Genomic DNA, 24094 nt, shown 5'->3' on the forward strand with positions numbered 1-24094 from the left:
ATCAATCACCATCGTGGGCATTAAAACCCAGTTGAACACCTAAGGCGCGTGCCACTTCTTTCTCATGCAAACGGTGCAAACGATCAAAGCTGTCATATAAGGTAAATAAAGCTTGGCGCTGCTGCTCATCGGCCAACAATGCCGTCAACGGCTGCTTAAAGGCGGCCAATTCTTGCTGTGCTTGCAAGTATGCAGCATCAATTTGTTTGACTAAATCAGCATGCTCTGCTGCTAATAAGCTACGTAAAGAATGCGTATCAACACCCTGCCAGAGGGCTAAAGCACTCTCAATTTCAGCCGACAAATTACTTAACGAGGCCTGACTGCGCCAAGACTGTGCTTGATAGGGCTGTGCAATATTTTTATCACTGCGCCCTAATGGTGTACCCAGCTTTTTCTTCAGACCATCAAGACTGATCACCTGCGCTTGTAAGATGGCCGTTAACGCTTCCAGTGGCTCAGCATAACGCTGATTAGGGAAATCGGTTAATTGCGCCAGCATGCCGTCCTGCCCCTGCCACTGGCTGACGACATCGTCAGCCAACTGCTGCTGATGCATGGCCACTTGTTGCAATAGTGGACAATAGCGCTGTTTTTGTGCGGCATCAGCCAAATCAATTTCAGGATCAAAAACCAAGTATTCATATGCACTTAAACCTTGCACCACGACACTGCCGCGCTGTAGATCAGCAAGAGTCGGCTCTGGATTGGCTTTTAAAAACTGTTTAACTTGACGCGCGACGAGATTTTTCTTATCTGGCCAAAACTGCACCTGCCAGGTTCGATTACCCTCATTGAGCGGGCCAATCAATAAGGGTTGCAATGCTGCCCAAGCGTGCTGTGCTTGTAAAAAATCATCACGGGTTTGTGCGAGGTTTTGCTCGCCCTGACAAAACTCTTTGGCACTGTTGACCAACTGCTGATTACTCGCCTGCCATTGCTGATGAGCACGGTAAAGCACCTGCTCGCCCAGCGCCGCACTGCTTTGCTGATACGGATCATCACTGCTAGAACAGGCCAGTAAACTCACACCCGCCAACGCATAGACTAATTTTTTTAACATAGGAAGCACCTAAAGAGAGTTCAGGAAAGCCAAGAGGGCTTGCCGATCAGATTGTGAAAAATTTAACACCTGCTGCTTAGACGCTTCTGCCTCACCTGAATGCCAGAGTACCGCTTCCAATAGGTTACGCGCACGGCCATCATGTAAAAAGCGCGTATGGCCACTGACGACTTCAGTTAAACCAATGCCCCATAATGGCGGCGTCCGCCAATCGCGGCCACTGGCCTGAAACTCAGGGCGCTGATCAGCTAAACCGTCACCCATGTCATGCAGCAATAAATCGCTATAAGGGAAAATCACCTGCCCAGCTAACTCAGGCTCGGCCGCCTCTGTGCCAGTAACAAAACGCGGCGTATGACAGCTGTGACAATTGGCTTGCTGAAACAGCTGCTTACCTTTTAACACCTCAGGACTGTCCGCATTACGCCGAGCCGGTACGGCTAAGTTGCGCGAATAAAACAGCACCTGTGCTTCAATTTTTTCATTCACCTCAGGCGTACCACCCTGCGGTGCCGCTAAGCAATCCACTTGCTGATCAGTACAAGCAGTACCCGAGAGTAGAGGCGTTGACAGCCCCATATCATTAAAAAAGGCATCGGCATTTTGCTGACGCAGACTCGGTTGCCCCGCTTTCCAGCCAAAACGCCCAACTTGTAGCGCTTGCGCCTCATGCGACCACACTCGGTTGGCACGGCCACGAATACCATCCGCATTACGATCATCAGGATCTTCATTAGCTAAGATAGCCTGCTCCGTAATGGCCTCAAGCAAACCCAAACCAATCATCGGCGGAGCAATCCGCGCAGACATTAATACATCAGCATGCAGCGGGCCATAGCCCAAATCCGTAATTTGCAAATTCGGTTGCTGCAGCTCAATCACGCTACCATCGGCAAAGGTCACCGGCAACGGGGTATAAGTCACACGTACTCGACCTTCGGGGGCGATACCAGGCACCGCCATATCTTGTAACTGTCCGCCATAAGTCGGCTCAGGGACAATACCTTTTTTTGCCAACAGCGCCTTGTCGGCAACGCTACTTGGAACGGATAAACGCACTAACATCGACACTGCATTGACAGCATCAGGTCCAGGCGGATGGCCGCGGCCATCTTTGATATGACAGTTTTGGCAGGCATTGGTATTAAACAGTGGCCCCAAGCCATCGCGCGAGGTGGTCGTTGCCGGCGCAATAACCCATGGACTACGGAAGAAACTATTACCCACGCTAAAGTCTAAACGCCGGGTCGGCGCTAAATTAGCCGACGGCAAAGAAAAAGCATTCGCATCAAATTTATTGACGGTTGTACTGCCACCAGAAAAGCGCTCTTGCGGATCAAAGGCTCTCAGATCTGTCGCTGCGTGTGCTAGGCCTAAGCCAGTTAAACTGAGCAAACATATCGATACAAAAACGTTCATGCCAACAACCTAAAAACAGCTATAGAAATAAGAACGCCGACAGACGTCGGCATTCAGTATTGGTCAATCTTAGCAGTGCTACAACGGCTTAAAGTAAGCACGAGCAGTGATCTGCATCTGCAGTTTAAAACGCGTGATCAGCAGTATCTGGATTCAGCTCAGTAATACCTAGGGCCAAAGCCGCTTGCTCGATCGCAGTGGTTTGCTCAACTAAAGCGGCAATCGCAGCGCGCACAATTTGCTGACCTTGAGTGTTCTCAGGATCAATCATCTGATCAAACGCCATGCCATTTTCAGCTGCATCAACCATCACCTGCAAGCTTTTTTCTGTGGCAGCTAACGTCTCTTGCAGTAACTGATCAGCGCCAGCATCGCCAGACTGAACCAATTGCGCAATGCTCGGCCCAGTCAACACACTACCATCTACTTTTTTATACTCACCTAGGTAAACATTACGCACACCTTTGGCATTGTAAAAATGCGAATTGTGGGTGTTATCACTGAAGCAGTCATGCTCATCTTCAGTTGAGCTGGCTTCTAAAGCCACTTTCATCCGCTCGCCCGCCAACTCACCTAAGCTTAAGCTACCCATACCAAAAAAAGCTTTACGCAAACCTTGCTCAGTGCTTTCTGCTTGCAACTCGGCACGGTAGTTTTCTGGGTTATCAGCAGCCCACTGTGCGGTCATTGCAGTTAAATCATCAACTAACAATTCCGTCACTACTTTTAGATATTGACCACGGCGCTCACAGTTGCCACCAGTGCAATTCGTATCGGTTAAATAATCGGTATATGACCGCTCACCAGCACCCGGTTGAGTACCATTGAGGTCTTGGCCCCACAAGAGGAATTCAATGGCATGATAACCCGTAGCCACGTTGGCTTCAGAGCCACCAAGCTCATTCAATCCAGCCAGTAGTTCAGCGGTTAACTCGCTGACATCAATTTTTTCTTCACCTATTTGAATACTGTGATTGGCAATAATATTCGCTGTGGCACCGTCATTGCCTAAGGCATACTGATAATCACCATCGACGTAATCAATTAAGCCTTCATCGAGCGGCCATGCATTGACCTGCCCTTCCCACTCATCCACTAAAGCGTTACCAAAGCGGAATACTTCAGATTGCATATAGGGTACGCGCGCGGCTAACCAAGCTTCTTTTGCCGCGTGTTGAGTGTCGGCACTGGGTGCCGCCAAGAACGCCTTAACCGCCTGTTGCAAAGCCTGCGCGGTCGTCAGAGCGTCGGCAAACGTTGCATGGGCAATCTCAGCGTAATGGTTGATCACTTGCTCACGGCTCACGGCCTGCACATCGGCAGCAGGCGTTGCTGGTACTGCTGTAACAGTTGCAGCCACTGGTGCGGCGCTAGGTGCGGCAACAGGGGTTGACTCACTATCGCCGCAAGCCGCCAGATTAATAGCTAAAGCCAGCACGCTGATATGAGCAAAAGAAAAACCACGCATTGAAAGATATCCTTAAGGAGTTAGAGCAGAGTTGATTATCATCAAATTCAGGCAACAATAATGCGAAAGATTAGCATTCAATGCAAAGGTTTTCTGCTAATTTATTTATTTTCTACTCTTACCATGCACTATCCAGCGCCGCTGTCGCTTTTATATCCACACACATCACTGCGCAAACTCTGCTCTGCTTTGCACTCATACATAGAGCCACCGGCAGATCAAACAGGCATAAAAAAACCCAACCGAAGCTGGGTTTTCTATTCAAGCGATGACTCAGTTACCGTAAACAGGGTGCTTCGCGCACACTGCTTTTACTTTCTCGCGAACTGCATCGATAACAGAGGTATCACCCATGTTATCGAGGATATCGCAAATCCAACCGGCCAACTCAGCACACTCAGCCTCTTTAAAGCCGCGCGTAGTGACTGCTGGTGTACCAATACGCAGACCTGAAGTCACAAACGGTGAACGGGGATCGTTGGGTACAGAGTTTTTGTTCACGGTAATAAAGGCTTCGCCCAATGCTGCGTCAGCATCTTTACCGGTGATTTCTTGCTTGATCAGTGACACTAGGAACAGGTGGTTAAAGGTACCGCCTGACACCACATCAAAGCCACGCTCAATAAAGACATTGGCCATGGTTTGTGCATTTTTGATCACTTGCGTCTGGTACAGCTTAAACTCAGGCTGCAGTGCTTCTTTAAAGCAAATTGCTTTACCAGCAATCACGTGCTCCAGTGGACCACCTTGAGTACCTGGGAACACTGCAGAGTTGAGTTTTTTCTCAATGGCTTCGTTGGCACGCGCAAGAATCAAACCGCCACGTGGACCACGTAAGGTTTTGTGCGTCGTGGTGGTCACAACGTCAGCGTAAGGCACTGGGTTGGGGTAAACACCTGCAGCAACCAAACCCGCCACGTGAGCCATATCAACAAAGAGGTAAGCACCCACTTTGTCAGCAATTTCACGAAAACGTGGAAAATCTAACACTTGTGAGTAGGCTGAGAAACCGGCAACGATCATTTTTGGTTTGTGCTCTACAGCCAAACGCTCAACTTCGTCGTAGTCAATCAAGCCCGCTTCGTTAATCCCGTACTGAATCGCATTGTACAGTTTACCTGAGGAGCTGACGCTAGCACCGTGAGTCAAGTGGCCACCGTGCGCCAAGCTCATACCTAGAATAGTGTCGCCACCTTCCAGTAAAGCTAAGTACACCGCAGAGTTAGCCTGTGAACCGGCGTGCGGTTGCACGTTCGCGTAATCAGCACCAAACAATTCTTTCGCGCGATCAATCGCCAACTGTTCGATAATATCAACGTACTCACAACCACCGTAGTAGCGCTTTCCTGGATAGCCTTCAGCGTATTTATTGGTCAGCACAGAACCTTGTGCCTCCATTACCGCAGGGCTGGTGTAGTTTTCAGATGCAATCAGCTCAATGTGCTCTTCTTGGCGCTGGGCTTCTTTCTCCATCGCATCAAAAAGTTCGGCGTCATATCGGGCAATAGTCAAATCACGGCTGAACATAGCGGTCCTCATGGAATCAACAAGGCTAATAAAATAGATAAGAGCGGATTCTACATTATCTAAACGTTCATAGCACATGAAAGGCTATCACTCTGACAATAAGTCTTACTCACGCAGGATTTATGACAGCAAATCACCGTCCTCGACGGCATTGCACACACGTGAGTTTGCACGAAAATCAAAAGCTGCCAGCAGTATGTCCCGTATGACTCACCGCGCTAGTATCGTTCTTCCCTCAGCGGGTCTTTCTGAGCCGATGCGGGCGCTGCGTCATCCATGGCTACGCTTGCCACGAAACGAGCGCGGCGCGTCTCAAGCTTTAATGCTGTTTTCGAGTCAGTTACCTATAGTAAATAAAAATATTCTGATTTTGCTTATTTTTTAGTTTCTAGCGCAAATTTAGGGACAGGTTTGCGCACTACTGTTTAATATTCGGCAAAACGCTACAATCTATCCACTTTATGGCAGGTCTTTTTTGTAACAGACGCAAGGCCAATCACTTACCCACTAACTAGTTAGGTCGCTCATGTCTCAGTATGTTTTCACTATGCACCGTCTCGGCAAAGTTGTGCCGCCTAAACGCGAAATTCTAAAAGATATTTCTCTATCCTTTTTTCCCGGCGCTAAAATTGGTGTGCTCGGCTTAAACGGTTCAGGAAAATCCACTTTACTGCGCATTATGGCCGGTGTTGATACCGAATTTAACGGTGAAGCACGTCCAATGCCGGGCTTAAATATCGGTTACTTACCGCAAGAGCCACAACTGGATCCACAAAAAACTGTCCGTGAGATCGTTGAAGAAGCATTGGGCGAAGTTAAAGCCGCACAGTCTCGTTTAGATGAAGTGTATGCCGCCTACGCCGAACCTGATGCCGACTTTGATGCACTGGCCACGGAACAAGCCAAACTGGAAGCGATTCTGCAAGCCAGTGATGGCCACAACATTGAACGCCAACTGGAAGTCGCGGCGGATGCCCTACGCCTACCAGCGTGGGATGCGAAAATCGAGCATTTATCCGGTGGTGAAAAACGCCGTGTTGCTCTCTGTCGCCTGCTGTTATCAGCACCCGATATGCTCCTGCTGGATGAGCCAACCAACCACTTGGACGCCGACTCAGTCGCTTGGCTTGAGCGCTTCTTGCATGATTTCACCGGCACTGTCGTCGCCATTACCCACGACCGTTACTTCCTCGATAACGTTGCGGGCTGGATTCTTGAGCTGGACCGCGGCCAAGGTATTCCTTTTGAAGGCAACTATTCACAGTGGCTGGAAGCTAAATCCGCCCGTTTAAGCCAAGAAGCGAAGCAAGAATCCTCGCACAACAAAGCAATGAAAGCCGAGTTGGAATGGGTACGTCAAGGCGCGAAAGCTCGTCAGTCCAAATCTAAAGCACGTTTAGCACGCTTTGAAGAAATGCAATCACAAGAGTTCCAAAAACGCAGCGAAACCAATGAGATTTATATCCCTGCCGGCGAGCGTTTAGGCGATCAAGTGATTGAAGTCAATGGCGTCAGCAAAGCCTATGGTGAGCGCGTGCTGATTGATAACTTATCCTTTACTCTGCCCAAAGGCGCGATTGTTGGCGTGATTGGCGGTAACGGTGCGGGTAAATCCACCCTATTCAGAATGATTATGGGTAAAGAACAGCCAGACTCTGGTGAAATAATCATCGGTGAAACGGTCAAGCTGGCCAGTGTTGATCAGCAACGCGACAACCTTGAAGGTTCCAAAACTGTTTGGGAGCAAATCTCCGACGGTTACGACATGATCAAAGTTGGCAACTATGAAGTACCTTCACGCGGTTATGTGGGCCGTTTTAACTTTAAAGGCGCCGACCAACAGAAGTTTGTTAAAGACCTGTCCGGTGGTGAGCGCGGTCGTTTGCACTTGGCGCTCACCCTTAAACAAGGCGCTAACGTCTTGCTCCTCGATGAGCCATCCAACGACCTCGACGTGGAAACCTTACGTGCGCTAGAAGAAGCGCTGTTAGATTTCCCTGGTTCAGCGATTGTGATCTCGCACGACCGCTGGTTCCTTGACCGTATCGCGACGCATATTCTGTCGTATGAGGATGACTCAAGCGTGGTGTTCTTTGAAGGCAACTATACTGAATACGAAGCCGATCGCAAAAAACGTTTGGGCGATGCCGCGGCACAGCCTAAGCGTGTGCGCTATAAACGTTTAGCCTAAATAGACGACTCTATTTCATCAGCGATTGCACTTTTTTCAGTGCAGTCTGTCTGATGAGATAGACAAATAAAAACTACTGGACATCCATACATCAGAGTAGAATACTAATAGTGCTTAAACAGCACTCAACACCCCACTACGAGCCAATGTTCGCAAGGAGTACGACCATGAGCAAGCGTTCTAAAAAGCGCCCTAATAAAGCCAAGTCTATTATTGCTCAACCGCTGTTTCGCAGCCGTCAAGAGCAGTCTAAAAAAGGTAAAGGCAGTTATCGCCGCAACCAAAAAGCCTCTCAGTTTAACAACTCAGAGGCTTTTATTTTTTTAGCCGCTTAAGACTGCCTACTGTCGTGCTTTTCTGCTCTACTTTATACTTCTTTTTTACTGTATTTATAATACCGCTCAGCATGTTAAAGTTGAGCCCTAACACCTATTGAGATTACCCATGTTTGAGCGCTTATCATCTTTTTTTATTTTGATTATGGTCGGCCTGCTTGCCAGTCAAGCCAGTGCCAATACTCTTGCGCCACTGGTCACTCCAAGCGTCTCAACTGCTGTAACAACCAACAATACACCTTTAATGGTCCAACAAAGCTTTGCCCAGTGGCGCGCAGGCTTACGTATGGAAGCCGTTAACCAAGGTATCGCTCCGCTATTATTTGAGCAAGCGTTTGCTGGGCTCAGTCCCGACCCACAAGTGATCGCTGCAGATCAAAGCCAACCCGAGTTTAGCCGTCCCGTCTGGGAGTATTTAGACAGTGCGGTTTCCTCGTGGCGTGTGGCGCGCGGCAAAGCCTTACTGGCCGAACAAGCAAAAACACTACAAGCCATTGAGGCGCGCTACCAAGTTGAGCCTAGTATTTTAGTCGCGGTATGGGGCATGGAAAGCAGCTTTGGCCGACAAATCGGCAGCAAAAATGTCATCCGCTCGCTAGCCACGCTCGCCTACGAAGGTCGACGCAGCGATTTTTGGCGCAGTCAGTTAATCGCTGCTCTGCATATTTTACAAGAAGGCGATATCAGCCCGAACGGCATGCTCGGTTCATGGGCTGGCGCTATGGGTCAGACACAGTTTATGCCAACCACCTACCGCCAGTACGCAGTAGACTTTGATGGCAATGGTCGTCGTGATATTTGGAACTCAAGCGCTGATGCGCTGGCTTCGGCAGCCAATTATTTGAGCTTGTCTGGCTGGCAACATGGCCTGCCTTGGGGGCTTGAAGTGCAACTACCAACGCGCGGCTTTGATTATGCGATGGCTGATGGCGAACAGCGCAAAAGTCTAAGCCAATGGCTTGCTTTAGGCGTGACGTTACGCAGCGACGAGATCAATAGAAAACACTTAGCACAGCAGAGCGCTACCCTCTTCTTGCCAAGCGGCCATCAAGGCCCTGCTTATCTGTTGCTGGATAACTTTCGCAGTATTTTAAAATACAACAACTCCACCTCCTATGCGCTGGCCATTGGCTTACTCTCCAATGCTCTGCAAGGTGATTACCGTACACCGGCGGCGTGGCCTAAACATGAACGCATGCTCAGCCACAAAGAACGTATTGAGCTGCAGACACTGCTTAACCAACTCGGTTTTAGTAGCGGTAATGCTGACGGCATTATTGGTGTCAACTCACGTCAAGCGGTACGCAGCTTTCAGCAAGCACAAGGCTTACCTGCAGATGGCTATCCTAATGACGCACTGCTCGACAATGTGCGCAAGGCTGCATCTAAAGTGTATTCAAAACAGTTACAGCGCTAAATAAGTACTGCTGACGCTCATACAATTGCATTGTGCTCGCTGTAGCGCGAACAGGCTTTATAGTACACTCCATACACACAGCAGCATGATATCGACTGCTAACGATGCATAATAAAAGGGCTCAAGCATGCTCAATTGGAAAAAACGTACACGAGACGCTCAAGACCAAGTCAATGACTCTGTTGATGATGTGAAAAGTTATCTTGGTGGTATTTGGTTTAGCCGTACTGTACTTACTGTGGTGGTGGTTTATTTACTTGCCACCATTATTATTGGCTGGTACTGGAGTCAAGAACCTGACTTCTTCTCTGTGCAAGAGCACACCCAACACGCTGCAGAGAAAGCGCAACGGCCTATAGTGACCGGCTATACCACCGTAGAAACCCTGAAACAGGTCGCCAGTACTTTGTTGGATAAACCCGGTGGTTACTTAACCAATGATATTTCTCCACCCGGTATTTGGCTGGATAACATGCCATCGTGGGAATATGGTGTCTTGATCCAAATGCGTGATTTATCGCGTGCTCTGCGCAAAGATTTCGCGCGCTCACAGTCTCAATCCGCTGAAGATGCTGATCTTGCTAAAGCTGAACCACGCTTTAACTTTGATAATAAAAGCTGGGTATTGCCGGCGACAGAAGATGAATATCGTTTAGGTATCAAGTCTTTAGAGCGCTACTTAAATCGCTTAAGTGACCCTGAGAAAACCAACACGCAGTTTTATGCACGGGCCGACAACCTGAATAACTGGCTCGGCGATGTTGCTACCCGATTAGGCTCACTGTCACAGCGCCTTTCCGCCAGCGTTGGTAAAGCGCGTTTAAATATTGAAATCAATAAAGACAGCTCGACTCAAGATGATGCAGCACCAGTCACCGCTGTAGCCGCAGCACAAAGTGGCAAAGATGCTTTTGAAGAAGTTATCAAAACGCCGTGGCTACAAATTGACAACGTGTTCTATGAAGCGCGTGGCCAAGCTTGGGCGCTGTCGCATTTTTTACGCGCCATTGAAATTGACTTTGCTGATGTGATCGCGAAGAAGAATGCCACTGTTAGCGTACGTCAAATCATTCGTGAATTAGAGGCGGCACAAGAGTCTTTATGGAGCCCGATGATCCTAAACGGTGATGGTTACGGTGTTTTAGCCAACCACTCATTGGTCATGGCCAACTATATCTCACGTGCTAACGCCGCTATTATTGAACTGCGTCAGCTGCTATCACAAGGCTAATACGCTCTATCTGGCCGCTGTTGCAACGCGCACAGCGGCCCAGCTAAACCTGCGCTCGACATTGATTCTTGCTAGCGCGGTATACCCCTTAGGTCTTATAGATCTTAAACAAAAAAACCGCAAATACCAAGGCATATAATCCATGCAATGGCATTTGCGGCTCATCTCAGCAGTTTACTGGCTTAGCAGTTTTTCCACTGCGCCTTGCGCTTCTCTAAAAAGGCGCTAACCCCTTCAGTCGTATCTTGCGCATCAAATAAATCAACAAAGGCTTCACGTTCAGCCGGCAGCCAATGATCAGGCGCTTGTGTACGCGCACCCTGAATTAAAGGTTTCACCGTACGCACAGAAACTGGACTTTGTTGGGCAACTTTGTCAGCTAACTCCAACGCTTTTTGCAACGCTTGGCCTTGCGCAACAACTTCCTCGACCAAACCAATACGCTCAGCAGTACGCGCATTAATACGCTCACCGCATAAAATCATCCGCTTGGCCCAGCCCTCACCAACCATCCAAGCTAGCTTTTGCGTGCCGCCGGCACAAGGCAATAAACCGACAGTCGCTTCCGGCAAAGCCATTTGCGCTTGTTCTTCGGCAATCCGAATATCACAGGCTAATGCGCACTCTAGTCCACCGCCCATGGCATAACCATTAATCGCAGCAATGGTCACACCCCGATAATTACTTAGCGCTTCAAAAGCTTCGCCAAAGCGCCGGGCCATTTTACGCGCCAGTGCTTTATCACCGCTGGCAAATAATTTCAAATCGGCACCCGCGCTAAAAAACTTATCGCCCGCACCGGTAATCACCAATGCATAGATATCCTTATCTTCATTGAGGTGTTCAATCAGCTGTTTAACCCCCAACAACATATCGGCATCCCAAGTATTGGCTGATGGGTTATTTAAAGTCAGTAAAGCGGTATGCCCACGCATTTGCACGACCAGCTTGTCGGTCAATTGTAAGTGCTGAGCTTTCTGATAGGTTTCTACTGCATGTGTCATAAATTACATTCCTCTGCAATTAATGGATGACTCACTTACCCCATTAAAAGTATGCGTATTAATTAAGCATTTCAATAGCAACGGCCGTTGCTTCACCACCACCAATGCAAATAGCTGCCACACCATAACGTTTATTCTGTTGTTTAAGGGCCGCGATTAAGGTCACTAAAATGCGCGCTCCCGATGCACCAATCGGATGACCCAGAGCACAAGCACCACCATGAACATTGACTTTATCTGCTGATAAGTCCAGTTCTCGCATAGCAATCATAGTCACTACTGCAAAGGCTTCGTTAATTTCGAACAGATCCACTTGAGCCAGATCCCAACCCGTACGCACCATGAGTTTGTTAATGGCCCCTACTGGCGCCGTAGTAAATAAATGGGGCGCTGCGGCATAGGCACTGTGCCCACGAATCACCGCTAAGGGCGTTAAACCCCGTTGTTGCGCCTCACTTTGACGCATCAATACCAATGCCGCGGCACCATCAGAAATAGAACTGGAGTTGGCTGCAGTCACCGTACCATCTTTACTAAAGGCCGGACGCAATTGACGAATTTTATTTAGATCAGCTTTGGGTGGCTGCTCATCCTCACTGACGGTGACACTGCCCTTACGACCTTGCACGGTAACCGGCGTAATTTCGTCAATAAAATGACCGTTACTGATCGCTTGTTGCGCACGCGTCAGCGACTGCTCAGCAAAATCATCTTGCTGCTCACGGGTAAAACCATGTGCTTGTGCGCTGTCTTCGGCAAAAGAACCCATCAAACGGCCTTTGTCGTAAGCGTCCTCAAGACCATCCATAAACATATGGTCAATCACTTTGCCGTGCCCCATGCGATAACCGGCGCGGGCTTTATCCAGCAAGTATGGTGCATTAGACATGCTTTCCATACCGCCTGCCACGACCACATCAACAGTGTCCGCCAACAAAGCATCATGCGCCATCATCACTGTCTGCATTCCGGAACCGCACATTTTATTCACCGTGCTGCACACTGTGCTGTCGGTCAGACCCGCAGCCAATGCCGCTTGGCGTGCTGGTGCCTGCCCCAAACCGGCCGGCAGTACACAACCAAACAGCACTTCTTGCACCGCCTCTGGCGCAATGCGCGCACGAGACACCGCCGCTTTAATTGCCGCCGCCCCCAACGCAGTGGCGGTAACATTCTGTAAAGCCCCCTGAAAACCACCCATAGGTGTACGGGCTATACTGACAATCACTACAGGATCATGCGCACTCATTATTTAACTCCCATACGTAAAGCACCATCGATACGAATCACTTCGCCGTTGAGCATGCTGTTTTCAATAATATGCTGCGCTAAAGCAGCATATTCATCGGGTTTGCCTAAGCGCGCTGGAAACGGCACATCCGCACATAAACTGGCTCGTACTTCATCGGTCATGCCTGCCATCATCGGTGTTTCAAACACACCTGGAGCAATAGTCATCACGCGAATACCAAAACCAGCCAGTTCACGTGCCGCCGGTAAGGTCAAGCTGACAATCGCGCCTTTAGACGCAGCATAAGCAGCCTGTCCTAACTGACCGTCGTAAGCAGCGACTGACGCGGTATTGATAATCACCCCGCGCTCGCCTTCTTCGTTGACTGGATTATTGGCCATGATCTGTGCAGTCAAACGCAGCATATTGAAGCTGCCAATCACGTTAATCTGTAGCACTCGCGAAAAGTCATCTAAATCATGTGGACCTTTGCGGCCTAAAATCCGTTGTGCACCAACAATCCCTGCACAATTGATTAAGCCGTGCAGTGCACCAAAACGCTCAGTCGCTGCGTCCAATGCAAGCTGTACCTGCTCACTATCGCAAATATCACAAGCAAGACCCAGCGCGTGCGGACCCAGCACCTCAGCTTGAGCAACAACCGCTTGCTGATTGATATCCAGCAACACTACCGAGGCGCCCTGCGTTACCAGGTGCTGGGCGGTGGCCGCGCCGAGCCCTGAAGCGCCACCAGTGATGACAAATGTATGTTCTGCTACACGCATAGTGGGTCCTTAAAATTAACAGGCGGCTTGTTTAGCGGCTTGTTGTTCATGGTATTTATTAACTTCATTGAGACGCAAAATAAAGCGCTGCACCTTGCCACTGGGTGTTTTTGGCAGCTCATTGGGGAACTCTATTTCACGTGGATAAGCATGCGCAGCTAAGCGATTACGCACATGGATACGCAACTCTTCTGCCAGCTCTGGCGTCCCCTCATAGCCCTCTTGCAAAATCACAAAGGCTTTAATGATTTCGGTACGTTGCGCATCGGGTTTACCGACCACTGCGGCTTCAATTACTGCGGGGTGTTCAAGCAACGCACTTTCCACATCAAAAGGGCCAACACGGTAACCTGAAGTGGTGATCACATCATCAGAACGCCCAACAAAGCTGATACTGCCATCAGTATTGAGCTCCGCGGTATCACCGGTTAAATAATAACGGCCTTGGAATGCCGTGGTAGGCATGTCTTTATAGCCATTAAACCAAAACATCGGTGATTGCTCAGTATCCACTGACAAAATACCCGGCACACCAGGATGCAGTTCATTAAAGTTTTCATCCAACACCACGACTCGGTGTCCCGGCGAAGCATAGCCGGCAGCGCCCATATGCAGCGGATGCTCTAAGTTATGATGATTACATAACACCATGCCCATTTCGGTTTGCCCATAATGGTCATTGATCGCCACATCTAAATGCTCCTTAAACCAACGAATCACTTCTGGATTGAGCGGCTCACCGGCACTGCTGACCACACGCAACTGCCCTTGCCATTGATCCGCCACTTTGCCACCCGCGGCAATCAACATGCGAAACACTGTTGGCGCACCAGCAAGATTGTTAACATTATATTTCCTAGCAATCTCTAAGCAGCGGTCGAGGTTAAATAAACCGGCCACCGATAACACCGGTAAGCCCATCGACATCGGCCCAGTAATGCCAAAATACAACCCGTAGGCCCAACCCGGATCTGCCACGTTCCAAAAGGAATCCTCCGCCCGCAAGCCAACCGCATCAATCATATAGCGCTGGAACGCGACAATAGCGCGTAATGGCACTTCTAAAGGTTTAGCTAAGCCTGTGGTGCCGGAAGTAAACATCAACAAAAACGGATCATCACCGCTGCGCAGCACAGGCTCGAAGTCCGTGGATAAAGAAGTTAATGCCGACCAAAAATCGCAATCCCCACTGACTAAACCGACACCCTGTGCATCAGTCACTGTCATCACCGCAGGACAGTGTTCAACATCACTCAACTTGCTGCGGTTCGCCGCATCACTGACGACCAGTTTGGCGGCAGAATTCTGTAAACGGTGCTCAATCGCTTTTGGACCAAAAGCCGTAAACAGCGGCTGGTATATGGCACCAATACGCCACGTGCCTAAGATGGTGACCACCAAGGCATGGCCGCGCGGCAATAAACCCGCGACCACATCGCCCGCTTGCACACCCTGCTGGGTTAGGTAATGAGCAAACTGGGCCGACTGATCACGTAACTCGGCATAGCTGTGGCGACTGGAACTGCCATCGGCATTTTCTTGAATTAAAGCCACAGCATCGGCGCCTGCATGCCGATCACAGCACTCATAACAGGCGTTCATTGCAGTAAAATTCCCGCTAATGGCATTGCTAACAGTTGCGTCAAAATCAAACTCTTTTGAGGCTTGGAAGTAGTCTTGTTTTACTAAGTTCATGGCACGCTCCAACTTTTATTATTGTTGACATTGCAAGGTACACACTTCGATAGTCAGCCCCAGCCAGCTTTAGAAGCAATAGCAAAATCCATCAAACTGTTTGAACGTTTTTGCCAATTATTTATTTTTATCCAATAATATTGAGCGGTAATGGCTAGGCTGTGTGCCTGTCCACTTGCGAAAAGCTTTGTAGAAAGTACTCACATCAGCAAAGCCTAAAGCACCAGCGATATCGACAAAAGTATAATGCTCATCAGCCAGCCATTTGATCGCCAGCGAACTGCGCACTGCATCTTTAAGCCGCTGATAACTCTGACCTTCTTCGTTTAAGCGGCGCTGCAAAGTGGATACCGACATAAACAAATCGGCAGCTAAGTCGATCGCATCAGGCCAGTGCTTAGGATCACTATTGAGCAGCTGACGACGAATCTGACTGGTTAAACTCTGCTCATCACGGTATTTGACCATGATGTTATTGGGGGCATGGCGCAAAAAGCGTTGCAAGTCTTGTGCACTGCGTTTAATTGGCGCACTTAAAATATCCGCAGAAAACAATATTTGTGATTGTCGACAATCGAAACGTAGGTTGTCAGAAAACATCACCCGATAGTCATCAATAAACTCAGGCTCAGGGCAGCGCGAATCAACCGATAACAACGCCACACGTTGGTTAGCTAACCAACAGGTCAAGCCATGCACATACATCCAAAACGTAAAATAGGTGAACGCTCGTGAGGGCTGCGCACTTTCTTCACGTAACACCACCGCGGCCATACTCTGCTGGGTGCGTAGCACCGCGCGTTTATCGGCAAAGATCAGCGTTAAAAACTGTAACGCCACTTCCAGACCTTGCCCCACCGTAGTCTGCTGCGCCGCCATGCTACACATAAAAGCAAAGCTGCCGGGGCGCATGCTGCGCTGATCCATTAAAAAAAACTCATCTTGGATGGTGCGCCGTAAACGTCGCCAAAGGCGCGCATAGTGCTTGACCGGTACACGCTGAGCATCGTCAGCCATGATCTGCGCGTCAAAGGGGGTACCATTTAATAAATCCTCTAGGGTCCAGCCCTGCTGCAATGGTGCATACAGTGCTTCACGCACCATTACCGCTGAAACTGTTCCTGAGCGCTGCATACGCATATCACGACTCCTCCATGGCTTTGGTCTGCGGCAACACTATCGATTGTTGGATCTCTGCTTGTTCTCGCAAAAAATTCCACACTGTACGCATGCGCGCAATATCTTTCAGTTCAATGGGCATCAGCATCCAAAACGTTCTGGTAAAGCTCACATCAGCAGCCAATACACGACGTAAACGCGGTTCTTTACAGGCAGCAAAGGCCGGTAAAATAGCTAAACCTGCGCCTGCCGCTACAGCTTGCTGCTGGGCTAAAATACTGGTACTGCGCAAATTGGCGCTACTGGGCTTGACCAACTCATCTAGAAACATCAGTTCTTTACTGAATAATAAATCATCCACATAACTGACAAAGCGATGTTCACGTAACTGTTCACGATGAGTAATCTCAGGATGCTGGGCTAAGTAATCAACACTACCGTACAGGTGCAAAGCATAATCGGTGAGGCGTGTGATGATAAAAGGCCCACGCTCGGGACGCTCTAAAGTAATAACAATATCCGCTTCGTTACGCGATAACTGCACAGCACGTGGTAAGGCTAACAAATCTACTTTCAAATGCGGAAAGCGCTGCCCCAGCTCGGCGAGATGCTCAGCCAATAGCAAGGTACTGTAGCCTTCGGTCGCGCCAATACGCACATGCCCCGACAGCTGCTCACCCAAATTGGGTAAAGAATCAGAAATACCGACAAACGCACTTTCCATCGCCTCAACCTGAGGCAACAACGCGCGCCCAGCCTCGGTCAACTTGTAGCCTTCATGCTCACGTAAAAATAACGCCCGCCCTAAACTCTTCTCCAGCGCTTGGACTTTGCGCGACACCGTGGTGTGATCGACTTCCATGCGTCGCGCCGCAATCACTAAGCGCCCCGCCCTAGCCAATTCTAAAAAAAACCGTAACTGTTCCCAATCCATAGCGTCCTCAACAAGGTTTTAGTATCAGTGTGCATTTTTGCAGAGCACATCTGCAATCAGCAGGGTTGCGGCAAGCAAAAATGCACTGCTAGCATGAAAGCACATTTAGTCAGTCAATCACAAAAATAATTTAATACTGAGGCGTACCAATATGACAGCTGTTCAAGTCCCAACCATTAAACTTCTTATCGATGGTCAGTTTGTTGAATCCAAAACTGAGCAATGGCGTGATGTGATCAACCCCGCCACGCAAGAAGTGTTAGCTAAAGTTCCTTTTGCCACTGCCGAAGAAATTCATGCGGCCGTTGCCAGCGCTAAGAAAGCCTTTAAAACCTGGCGCAAAACCCCTATCGGTGCACGAGCACGTATTTTTCTTAAGTACCAGCAGCTGATCCGTGAAAACATGGCAGAACTGGCCGCCCTGTTAACTGCCGAGCAAGGCAAAACCCTAGCCGATGCTGAAGGCGATGTGTTTCGTGGCTTAGAAGTCGTAGAGCACGCGGCGGCGATTGGTAACCTACAATTGGGCGAGCTCGCCAATAACGTCGCCAATGGCGTTGACACCTACACACTGCTGCAACCACTGGGTGTCTGTGCCGGTATTACTCCGTTCAACTTCCCCGCGATGATTCCACTGTGGATGTTCCCAATGGCCATCGTCACCGGTAACACCTTTGTTCTTAAGCCATCTGAACAAGATCCAATGGTTACCATGCGTTTGGTTGAACTGGCTGTAGAAGCCGGTATCCCAGCAGGGGTACTCAACGTAATTCATGGCGGCCCCGATGCCGTCAACGGTATCTGTGATCACCAAGATATCAAAGCAGTCTCCTTTGTTGGTTCCACCCATGTCGGCACCCATGTCTACAATCGCTCATCATTGGCCGGTAAGCGTGTGCAGTGCATGATGGGCGCTAAAAACCACGGCGTGGTGATGCCTGATGCCAATAAAGAACAAACGCTGAATGCGATTGCCGGTGCGGCCTTTGGCGCCGCCGGTCAGCGCTGCATGGCGCTGCCAGTGATTGTATTGGTGGGCGAAGCACAAAGTTGGTTGCCAGAATTGGTCGCCAAAGCTAAAACGCTCAAAGTGAATGCCGGCTGCCAAGCAGGTACCGATGTGGGACCAGTGATTTCCAAGCAAGCCTTGGCACGGATTAGCGATCTGATTGAGAGCGGCGCCAGCCAAGGTGCACAGATGGATCTGGATGGTCGCAACCCAAGCGTGCCAGGTTTTGAGCAAGGCAACTTTGTTGGCCCCACTATCTTCTCTGGCGTAAACACCTCAATGCGTATTTACCAAGAAGAAATTTTTGGTCCAGTGTTGTGCGTGATGCAGGCTGACACGCTAGAGCAAGCCATTGAGCTGATTAATGCCAATCCTAACGGTAACGGTACCGCTATCTTTACTCGTTCGGGTGCCACCGCACGTCGCTTCCAAGAAGAGATTGATGTGGGCCAAGTGGGCATTAACGTACCAATTCCAGTACCGGTACCGATGTTCTCTTTCACTGGCTCACGCGCCTCTAAGCTGGGTGATCTCGGTCCGTACGGCAAACAAGTGGTGCAGTTTTACACCCAAACTAAAACAGTCACCGCCCGTTGGTTTGATGAAGATGAAGCGGTTGGCGCACTCAACACCACCATCAGCTTGAAATAAGTCACTCCCGCCTGGCGCAACAGTCAGGCGGAGTTACTGCACTGAAGATTAAAATTTAACCTACTTAGCATCGACACTCGCAACAATCATAATAAGCGGAGATCAACCATGCATATCGGATTTTTAGGCCTCGGCAATATGGGCAGTCCAATGGCCAGTAACCTACTTAAAGCAGGTTACCAACTGAGCGTTTTTGACCTGTCCAGCAACGCCGTTAGCGAACTGGCAGAAAAAGGTGCACAAGCCTGCGCCTCAGTACAAGCGCTGGTGGCTGCCGCTCCTGATGTACTCATTACCATGTTACCGGCCGCTGTCCACGTTAAAGGTGTCTACCTTGGCAGTGAAGGTTTAATTGAGCAGCTGAGTCAACCAACCTATTTAATTGATTGCTCAACCATTGATCCGCACAGCGCACGTGAAGTGGCAAAAATTGCAAAAGAAGCGGGACACACCATGCTTGATGCACCGGTCTCCGGCGGCACAACCGGCGCGCAAGCAGCGACCCTAACCTTTATGGTCGGTGCTGCAGCCGAAGATTTACAGCACATACAGCCGATCCTGCAAGCCATGGGCAAAAACATTACCCATTGCGGTGATAGCGGTAATGGCCAAGTGGCAAAAGTCGCCAATAACATGCTACTGGGTATTTCCATGGTTGGTGTGGCTGAAGCGATGGCGCTGGGTGTGGCCTTAGGTATGGATGCCAAAGTCCTTGCTGGGATTATTAACACCTCCAGTGGTCGCTGCTGGAGTTCTGAAATCAATAACCCTTACCCAGATGTTTTAGAGAACGCACCAGCCAGTCGCGGTTATAGTGGTGGTTTTGGTAGCGACTTAATGCTTAAAGACCTAGGCTTAGCCACAGAAGCGGCACGTCTCAGCAAGCAACCGGTGATGCTGGGCGCGGCGGCACAACAGCTCTATCAAGCCTTTAGCTTACAAGGCCACGGCAGCCTCGATTTTTCTGCCATTATCAAACTGTATTTAAAGGAGTGATCGCCATGCACGATCAGCATGCACTACTACTGACTGATGTTCGCAACCGAGTGGGTCACCTGACCCTCAATCGCGTCAGCGCGTTTAACGCGATTAATCTTGAGATGGTGCGCGGCATCCAACAACAACTGGATGAGTGGGCCGCTGATGAAGAAGTGGTTGCAGTGGTCTTGCGTGCCAACGGCGATAAAGCCTTTTGTGCCGGCGGTGATATTCGCGAACTCTATGCCAATGCAAAACAAGGCAACAGCTTAAACGCGACCTTCTTTAGCGAAGAATATGCGCTCGACCAATGGATTCATGCCTACCCTAAACCTATGATCGCGCTGATGGATGGTCTAGTTTTAGGCGGCGGTATGGGTCTGGCGCAAGGCGCAAGCTTTCGTATCGTCACCGAAAAAGCCCGTCTTGGCATGCCAGAAGTCAGTATTGGCTTCTTCCCTGATGTCGGCGGCAGCTACTTTCTCTCACGCTTGTCCGGTGAAATCGGCACCTATATGGGCGTGACTGGCAACCCCGTCGGCGCCGCTGATGCCTTGCAGCTCGGCTTGGCAGATTGGTTCTTACACCAAGAGCAAATCAGCGAACTGGATCGTTGCTTGGACACTATGCAATGGGGTCACTCTTCACAAGAAGCCATTCGTAGTTTATTGAATACCTTAGCCAGCAAACACGCGTCAGGCGCGCAATTGACCGCTGTACGCTCAGCCATTGATAAGCACTTTGCCCACCACTCGATCGCTGAAATTATCGCTTCATTAGCCAGCGAATCCGACGCCAGCATTCAAGCATGGCGCGATGATATTTTAGCCACATTAAAGACGCGTTCACCTTTAGCCATGGCCACCACCTTAGAAATGCTGCGGCGCGGCAAGCAACTGTCCCTGGCTGACTGTTTCCGTCTGGAATATCACCTTGGTTCACAGTGGTTTACTAAAGGCGACTTTATGGAAGGGGTGCGCGCCCTGATTATTGATAAAGACAAAAACCCACAATGGCAGCCGGCAACCATCGAAGACTTAGAACACACAAAACTCGATGAGCTGTTTGCAGGCTTTAAAGCGCGCTCTGCGTAAGCCAATGCGTGTATTAAAGGAATCTCACAATGCATGATATCGAATTTTCTGAAGAGCAACGTATGATCCGTGATATGGCACGGGACTTTTCTAAAACAGAACTGGCACCCAACGCCGCCACATGGGAAAAAGCCGGCTGGCTCGATGATGGCATGCTCAAGCAAATGGGCGAGCTGGGCTTTTTAGGCATGGTTGTGCCTGAAGAATGGGGCGGCTCCTATATCGACTACACGTGTTACGCTCTTGCCTTAGAAGAAATTTCAGTAGGCTGCGCAGCCACAGGCGCGGTGATGAGTATTCACAACTCAGTGGGTTGCACACCGATTCTCAACTGGGGTACTGAAGAGCAAAAGAAAGAGTGGATCCCGCAGTTAGCCTCAGGGCAGACGTTGGCGTGCTTCTGCTTAACCGAACCACAGGCCGGATCAGAAGCCAATAATTTGCGCACCAAAGCGGTGGAAGATGGCGAGCACTGGGTGCTCAATGGCAGCAAGCAGTTTATTAGTAATGCTAAACGTGCGGGCTTGGCCATTGTCTTTGCCGTGACTGACCCTGAGTTGGGTAAAAAAGGCTTGTCGGCGTTTTTAGTACCCACAGATACACCGGGCTTTGAAGTGGAGCGCATGGAGCAGAAAATGGGCTTACGCGCTTCTGATACCTGCGCGATTAGCTTGGTTAACTGCCGTATCCCTAAAGCAAATATGCTGGGTCCACGGGGTAAAGGCTTGGCTTTAGCGCTGTCTGGCTTAGAAGGTGGACGTTTAGGCATTGCTGCACAAGCCGTCGGTATTGCCCGTGCCGCTTTTGAAGCCGCGTTGATTTACGCTCGCGAGCGGGTACAGTTTGGCAAACCTATTGCTGAGCACCAAAGTATCGCGAATATGCTGGCTGATATGCATACGCAAATTAATGCGGCACGGCATATGATTCTCTATGCTGCGCGCTTGCGGACCGCTGGTCTGCCCTGCTTATCCGAAGCGTCACAGGCTAAACTATTTGCTTCGGAAATGGCTGAAAAAGTCTGCTCCAAAGCCATTCAAATTCATGGTGGCTACGGTTATTTAGAAGATTACGCGGTAGAACGTCATTACCGTGATGCGCGTATCACGCAAATTTATGAAGGCACCAGCGAAGTGCAGCGCATCCTTATTGCACGCCAATTGGCTGACTACCCTTTGTAACCTAACCCACTTTTATCGCGCCCAATAAAAAACGGCTACCCATCACTGAGTAGCCGTTTTTTTGATGCTTTAGAGCGTAATAGTAAGGTAAAAAACCTTACATCATACCGCCCATTCCACCCATGCCGCCCATATCAGGCATTGCAGGTGCGCTGTCATCTTTGATTTCAGCGATCATGGCTTCAGTCGTTACCATCAAGCCAGCGATTGACGCTGCGGCTTGCAGAGCTGAACGGGTTACTTTTGCAGGGTCCAAAATACCCATCGCAATCATATCGCCGTACTCGCCAGTTGCAGCGTTGTAACCGTAGTTACCTTCGCCTTGCTTGACTTTATCAACCACGACACTTGGCTCGTCACCAGCGTTAGCAACGATCTGACGCAGTGGTGATTCAACCGCACGACGCAGTAGAGCAATACCTACGTTCTGATCTTCGTTGTCGCCTTTGAGATCACAAATCGCTTGCAGTGCGCGCACCAGTGCTACACCACCACCAGGTACCACGCCTTCTTCAACCGCGGCACGCGTTGCATGCAGAGCATCTTCAACGCGCGCTTTCTTCTCTTTCATTTCAACTTCAGTCGCTGCACCAACTTTAATCACCGCAACACCGCCAGCTAATTTAGCCAGACGCTCTTGCAGTTTTTCTTTGTCGTAGTCTGAAGATGTTTCTTCAATCTGCTTACGAATCTGTAGCACGCGTGCTTCGATATCCGTTTGATTACCGGCACCATCAATGATGGTGGTGTTGTCTTTGTTCAGCACAACACGCTTAGCATTACCCAGGTGCTCTAAAGTTGTGGTGTCTAAGCTCAGACCCACTTCTTCAGAAACCACAGTACCGCCCGTTAGGATCGCCAGGTCTTGCAACATGGCTTTACGACGATCGCCGAAACCTGGTGCTTTAACCGCAGCGACTTTAACAATACCGCGCATGTTGTTAACAACCAATGTTGCTAAGGCTTCGCCTTCAACATCTTCAGCAACGATCAGCAATGGACGACCGGCTTTGGCCACGGCTTCCAAGACTGGCAATAATTCGCGAATGTTAGAGATCTTCTTGTCAACTAACAGCAACAGCGGGCTTTCTAGCTCGGCAACCATAGTGTCTGGTTTGTTGATGAAGTATGGAGACAGGTAACCACGATCAAACTGCATGCCTTCAACCACAGACAATTCGTTATCGAGGCCTGAACCTTCTTCAACAGTGATAACGCCTTCTTTACCAACTTTGTCCATTGCTTCCGCAATGATGTCACCAATTGATGAGTCAGCATTGGCAGAAATAGTACCCACCTGAGCAATGGCTTTGTTATCAGCGCATGGCTTAGCCATGAGTTTGATTTGCTCAACAATCGCGATAGTGGCTTTATCAATACCGCGCTTCAGATCCATTGGGTTCATACCCGCAGCAACTGCTTTCAAGCCTTCGTTAACAATGGCTTGAGCGAGTACTGTTGCGGTAGTGGTACCGTCACCGGCTTCGTCGTTAGCTTTAGAAGCAACGTCTTTTACCAGCTGTGCGCCCATGTTCTCGAAACGATCTTTCAGTTCGATTTCTTTAGCAACAGAAACGCCATCTTTAGTGATTGATGGTGCGCCGTAGCTTCTTTCTAAAATAACGTGGCGACCTTTTGGGCCTAAAGTTGCTTTGACCGCGTCAGCCAAAACGTTAACGCCAGCAAGCATTTTCTTACGGCCTAAATCGCCGAATTTTACTTCTTTAGCAGCCATGAAATCTGTTCCTCAATTCTGTGTCAT

Annotated in this window: 19 protein-coding genes; 8 read left to right on the plus strand and 11 right to left on the minus strand. The window is 49.5% G+C overall.

Annotation, left to right across the window (positions count from 1 at the left end):
* Nucleotide 1 precedes the first annotated feature (1 nt).
* The 4 genes from JYJ62_RS12235 to glyA all read right to left on the minus strand — a co-directional run bounded on the left by JYJ62_RS12235 (nt 2) and on the right by glyA (nt 5477).
* Entirely contained in the window at nt 2-1063 is a 1062-nt protein-coding gene (locus JYJ62_RS12235) for an imelysin family protein (protein WP_205342499.1), read from the minus strand.
* A gap of 9 nt (nt 1064-1072) precedes the next feature.
* Entirely contained in the window at nt 1073-2482 is a 1410-nt protein-coding gene (locus JYJ62_RS12240; RefSeq protein ID WP_205342500.1) for a di-heme oxidoredictase family protein, read from the minus strand.
* Between the two features lie 124 nt (nt 2483-2606).
* Nucleotides 2607-3950 carry an imelysin family protein gene (locus JYJ62_RS12245; protein ID WP_205342501.1) on the minus strand — a complete coding sequence of 448 codons (1344 nt, stop codon included), beginning with the start codon at nt 3948-3950 and terminating at the stop codon, nt 2607-2609.
* 273 nt (nt 3951-4223) lie between these two features.
* A complete protein-coding gene (gene glyA, locus JYJ62_RS12250) occupies nt 4224-5477 on the minus strand; it encodes a serine hydroxymethyltransferase (RefSeq protein ID WP_205342502.1) in 1254 nt (417 codons plus the stop codon).
* Nucleotides 5478-6003: 526 nt separating this feature from the next.
* On the opposite strand from glyA, the gene ettA reads away from it, so the two are divergent.
* The 4 genes from ettA (at nt 6004) to JYJ62_RS12270 (ending at nt 10651) form a co-directional block, all read left to right on the plus strand.
* Complete coding sequence (ettA, locus tag JYJ62_RS12255; protein WP_205342503.1) at nt 6004-7668, plus strand: energy-dependent translational throttle protein EttA; 1665 nt, start codon at nt 6004-6006, stop codon at nt 7666-7668.
* Between the two features lie 167 nt (nt 7669-7835).
* A complete protein-coding gene (gene arfA / locus JYJ62_RS12260) occupies nt 7836-8003 on the plus strand; it encodes an alternative ribosome rescue factor ArfA (protein ID WP_205342504.1) in 168 nt (55 codons plus the stop codon).
* 109 nt (nt 8004-8112) lie between these two features.
* The gene (locus JYJ62_RS12265; protein ID WP_232365780.1) at nt 8113-9420 is read left to right on the plus strand and encodes a lytic murein transglycosylase; all 1308 of its coding nucleotides are present in this window, start codon (nt 8113-8115) and stop codon (nt 9418-9420) included.
* A 127-nt stretch (nt 9421-9547) separates the two neighbouring features.
* Nucleotides 9548-10651 (plus strand): DUF2333 family protein, encoded by a 1104-nt coding sequence (locus tag JYJ62_RS12270; protein ID WP_205342505.1) that lies wholly within the window; start codon nt 9548-9550, stop codon nt 10649-10651.
* Between the two features lie 182 nt (nt 10652-10833).
* Here JYJ62_RS12270 and JYJ62_RS12275 read toward each other — a convergent pair whose 3' ends face one another.
* The 6 genes from JYJ62_RS12275 to JYJ62_RS12300 all read right to left on the minus strand — a co-directional run bounded on the left by JYJ62_RS12275 (nt 10834) and on the right by JYJ62_RS12300 (nt 17419).
* On the minus strand, nt 10834-11655 hold the full coding sequence (locus JYJ62_RS12275) for an enoyl-CoA hydratase (protein WP_205342506.1): 822 nt from the start codon (nt 11653-11655) through the stop codon (nt 10834-10836).
* Between the two features lie 58 nt (nt 11656-11713).
* A complete protein-coding gene (locus JYJ62_RS12280; protein WP_205342507.1) occupies nt 11714-12904 on the minus strand; it encodes an acetyl-CoA C-acyltransferase in 1191 nt (396 codons plus the stop codon).
* On the minus strand, nt 12904-13671 hold the full coding sequence (locus JYJ62_RS12285; protein ID WP_205342508.1) for a 3-hydroxyacyl-CoA dehydrogenase: 768 nt from the start codon (nt 13669-13671) through the stop codon (nt 12904-12906). The genes JYJ62_RS12280 and JYJ62_RS12285 overlap by 1 nt, the downstream gene beginning before the upstream one ends.
* Before the next feature lie 15 nt (nt 13672-13686).
* Nucleotides 13687-15366 carry an AMP-binding protein gene (locus tag JYJ62_RS12290; RefSeq protein ID WP_205342509.1) on the minus strand — a complete coding sequence of 560 codons (1680 nt, stop codon included), beginning with the start codon at nt 15364-15366 and terminating at the stop codon, nt 13687-13689.
* Nucleotides 15367-15483: 117 nt separating this feature from the next.
* Complete coding sequence (locus JYJ62_RS12295) at nt 15484-16500, minus strand: AraC family transcriptional regulator ligand-binding domain-containing protein (protein WP_420042846.1); 1017 nt, start codon at nt 16498-16500, stop codon at nt 15484-15486.
* A 7-nt stretch (nt 16501-16507) separates the two neighbouring features.
* Complete coding sequence (locus JYJ62_RS12300; RefSeq protein ID WP_205342511.1) at nt 16508-17419, minus strand: LysR family transcriptional regulator; 912 nt, start codon at nt 17417-17419, stop codon at nt 16508-16510.
* Between the two features lie 151 nt (nt 17420-17570).
* On the opposite strand from JYJ62_RS12300, the gene JYJ62_RS12305 reads away from it, so the two are divergent.
* The 4 genes from JYJ62_RS12305 to JYJ62_RS12320 all read left to right on the plus strand — a co-directional run bounded on the left by JYJ62_RS12305 (nt 17571) and on the right by JYJ62_RS12320 (nt 22332).
* Nucleotides 17571-19079 carry a CoA-acylating methylmalonate-semialdehyde dehydrogenase gene (locus JYJ62_RS12305; protein WP_205342512.1) on the plus strand — a complete coding sequence of 503 codons (1509 nt, stop codon included), beginning with the start codon at nt 17571-17573 and terminating at the stop codon, nt 19077-19079.
* Nucleotides 19080-19187: 108 nt separating this feature from the next.
* Nucleotides 19188-20075 carry a 3-hydroxyisobutyrate dehydrogenase gene (gene mmsB, locus JYJ62_RS12310; RefSeq protein WP_205342513.1) on the plus strand — a complete coding sequence of 296 codons (888 nt, stop codon included), beginning with the start codon at nt 19188-19190 and terminating at the stop codon, nt 20073-20075.
* A gap of 5 nt (nt 20076-20080) precedes the next feature.
* Nucleotides 20081-21151 (plus strand): enoyl-CoA hydratase/isomerase family protein, encoded by a 1071-nt coding sequence (locus JYJ62_RS12315; protein WP_205342514.1) that lies wholly within the window; start codon nt 20081-20083, stop codon nt 21149-21151.
* 29 nt (nt 21152-21180) lie between these two features.
* The gene (locus JYJ62_RS12320) at nt 21181-22332 is read left to right on the plus strand and encodes an acyl-CoA dehydrogenase family protein (protein ID WP_205342515.1); all 1152 of its coding nucleotides are present in this window, start codon (nt 21181-21183) and stop codon (nt 22330-22332) included.
* Between the two features lie 97 nt (nt 22333-22429).
* On the opposite strand, the gene groL is transcribed toward JYJ62_RS12320, so the two are convergent.
* Nucleotides 22430-24067: a chaperonin GroEL gene (gene groL / locus JYJ62_RS12325; protein ID WP_205342516.1), complete on the minus strand. Its 1638-nt coding sequence runs from the start codon at nt 24065-24067 to the stop codon at nt 22430-22432.
* Nucleotides 24068-24094: the final 27 nt, after the last annotated feature.

The sequence above is a fragment of the Denitrificimonas caeni genome, assembly GCF_905120345.1.
GTDB lineage: Bacteria > Pseudomonadota > Gammaproteobacteria > Pseudomonadales > Pseudomonadaceae > Denitrificimonas > Denitrificimonas caeni_A.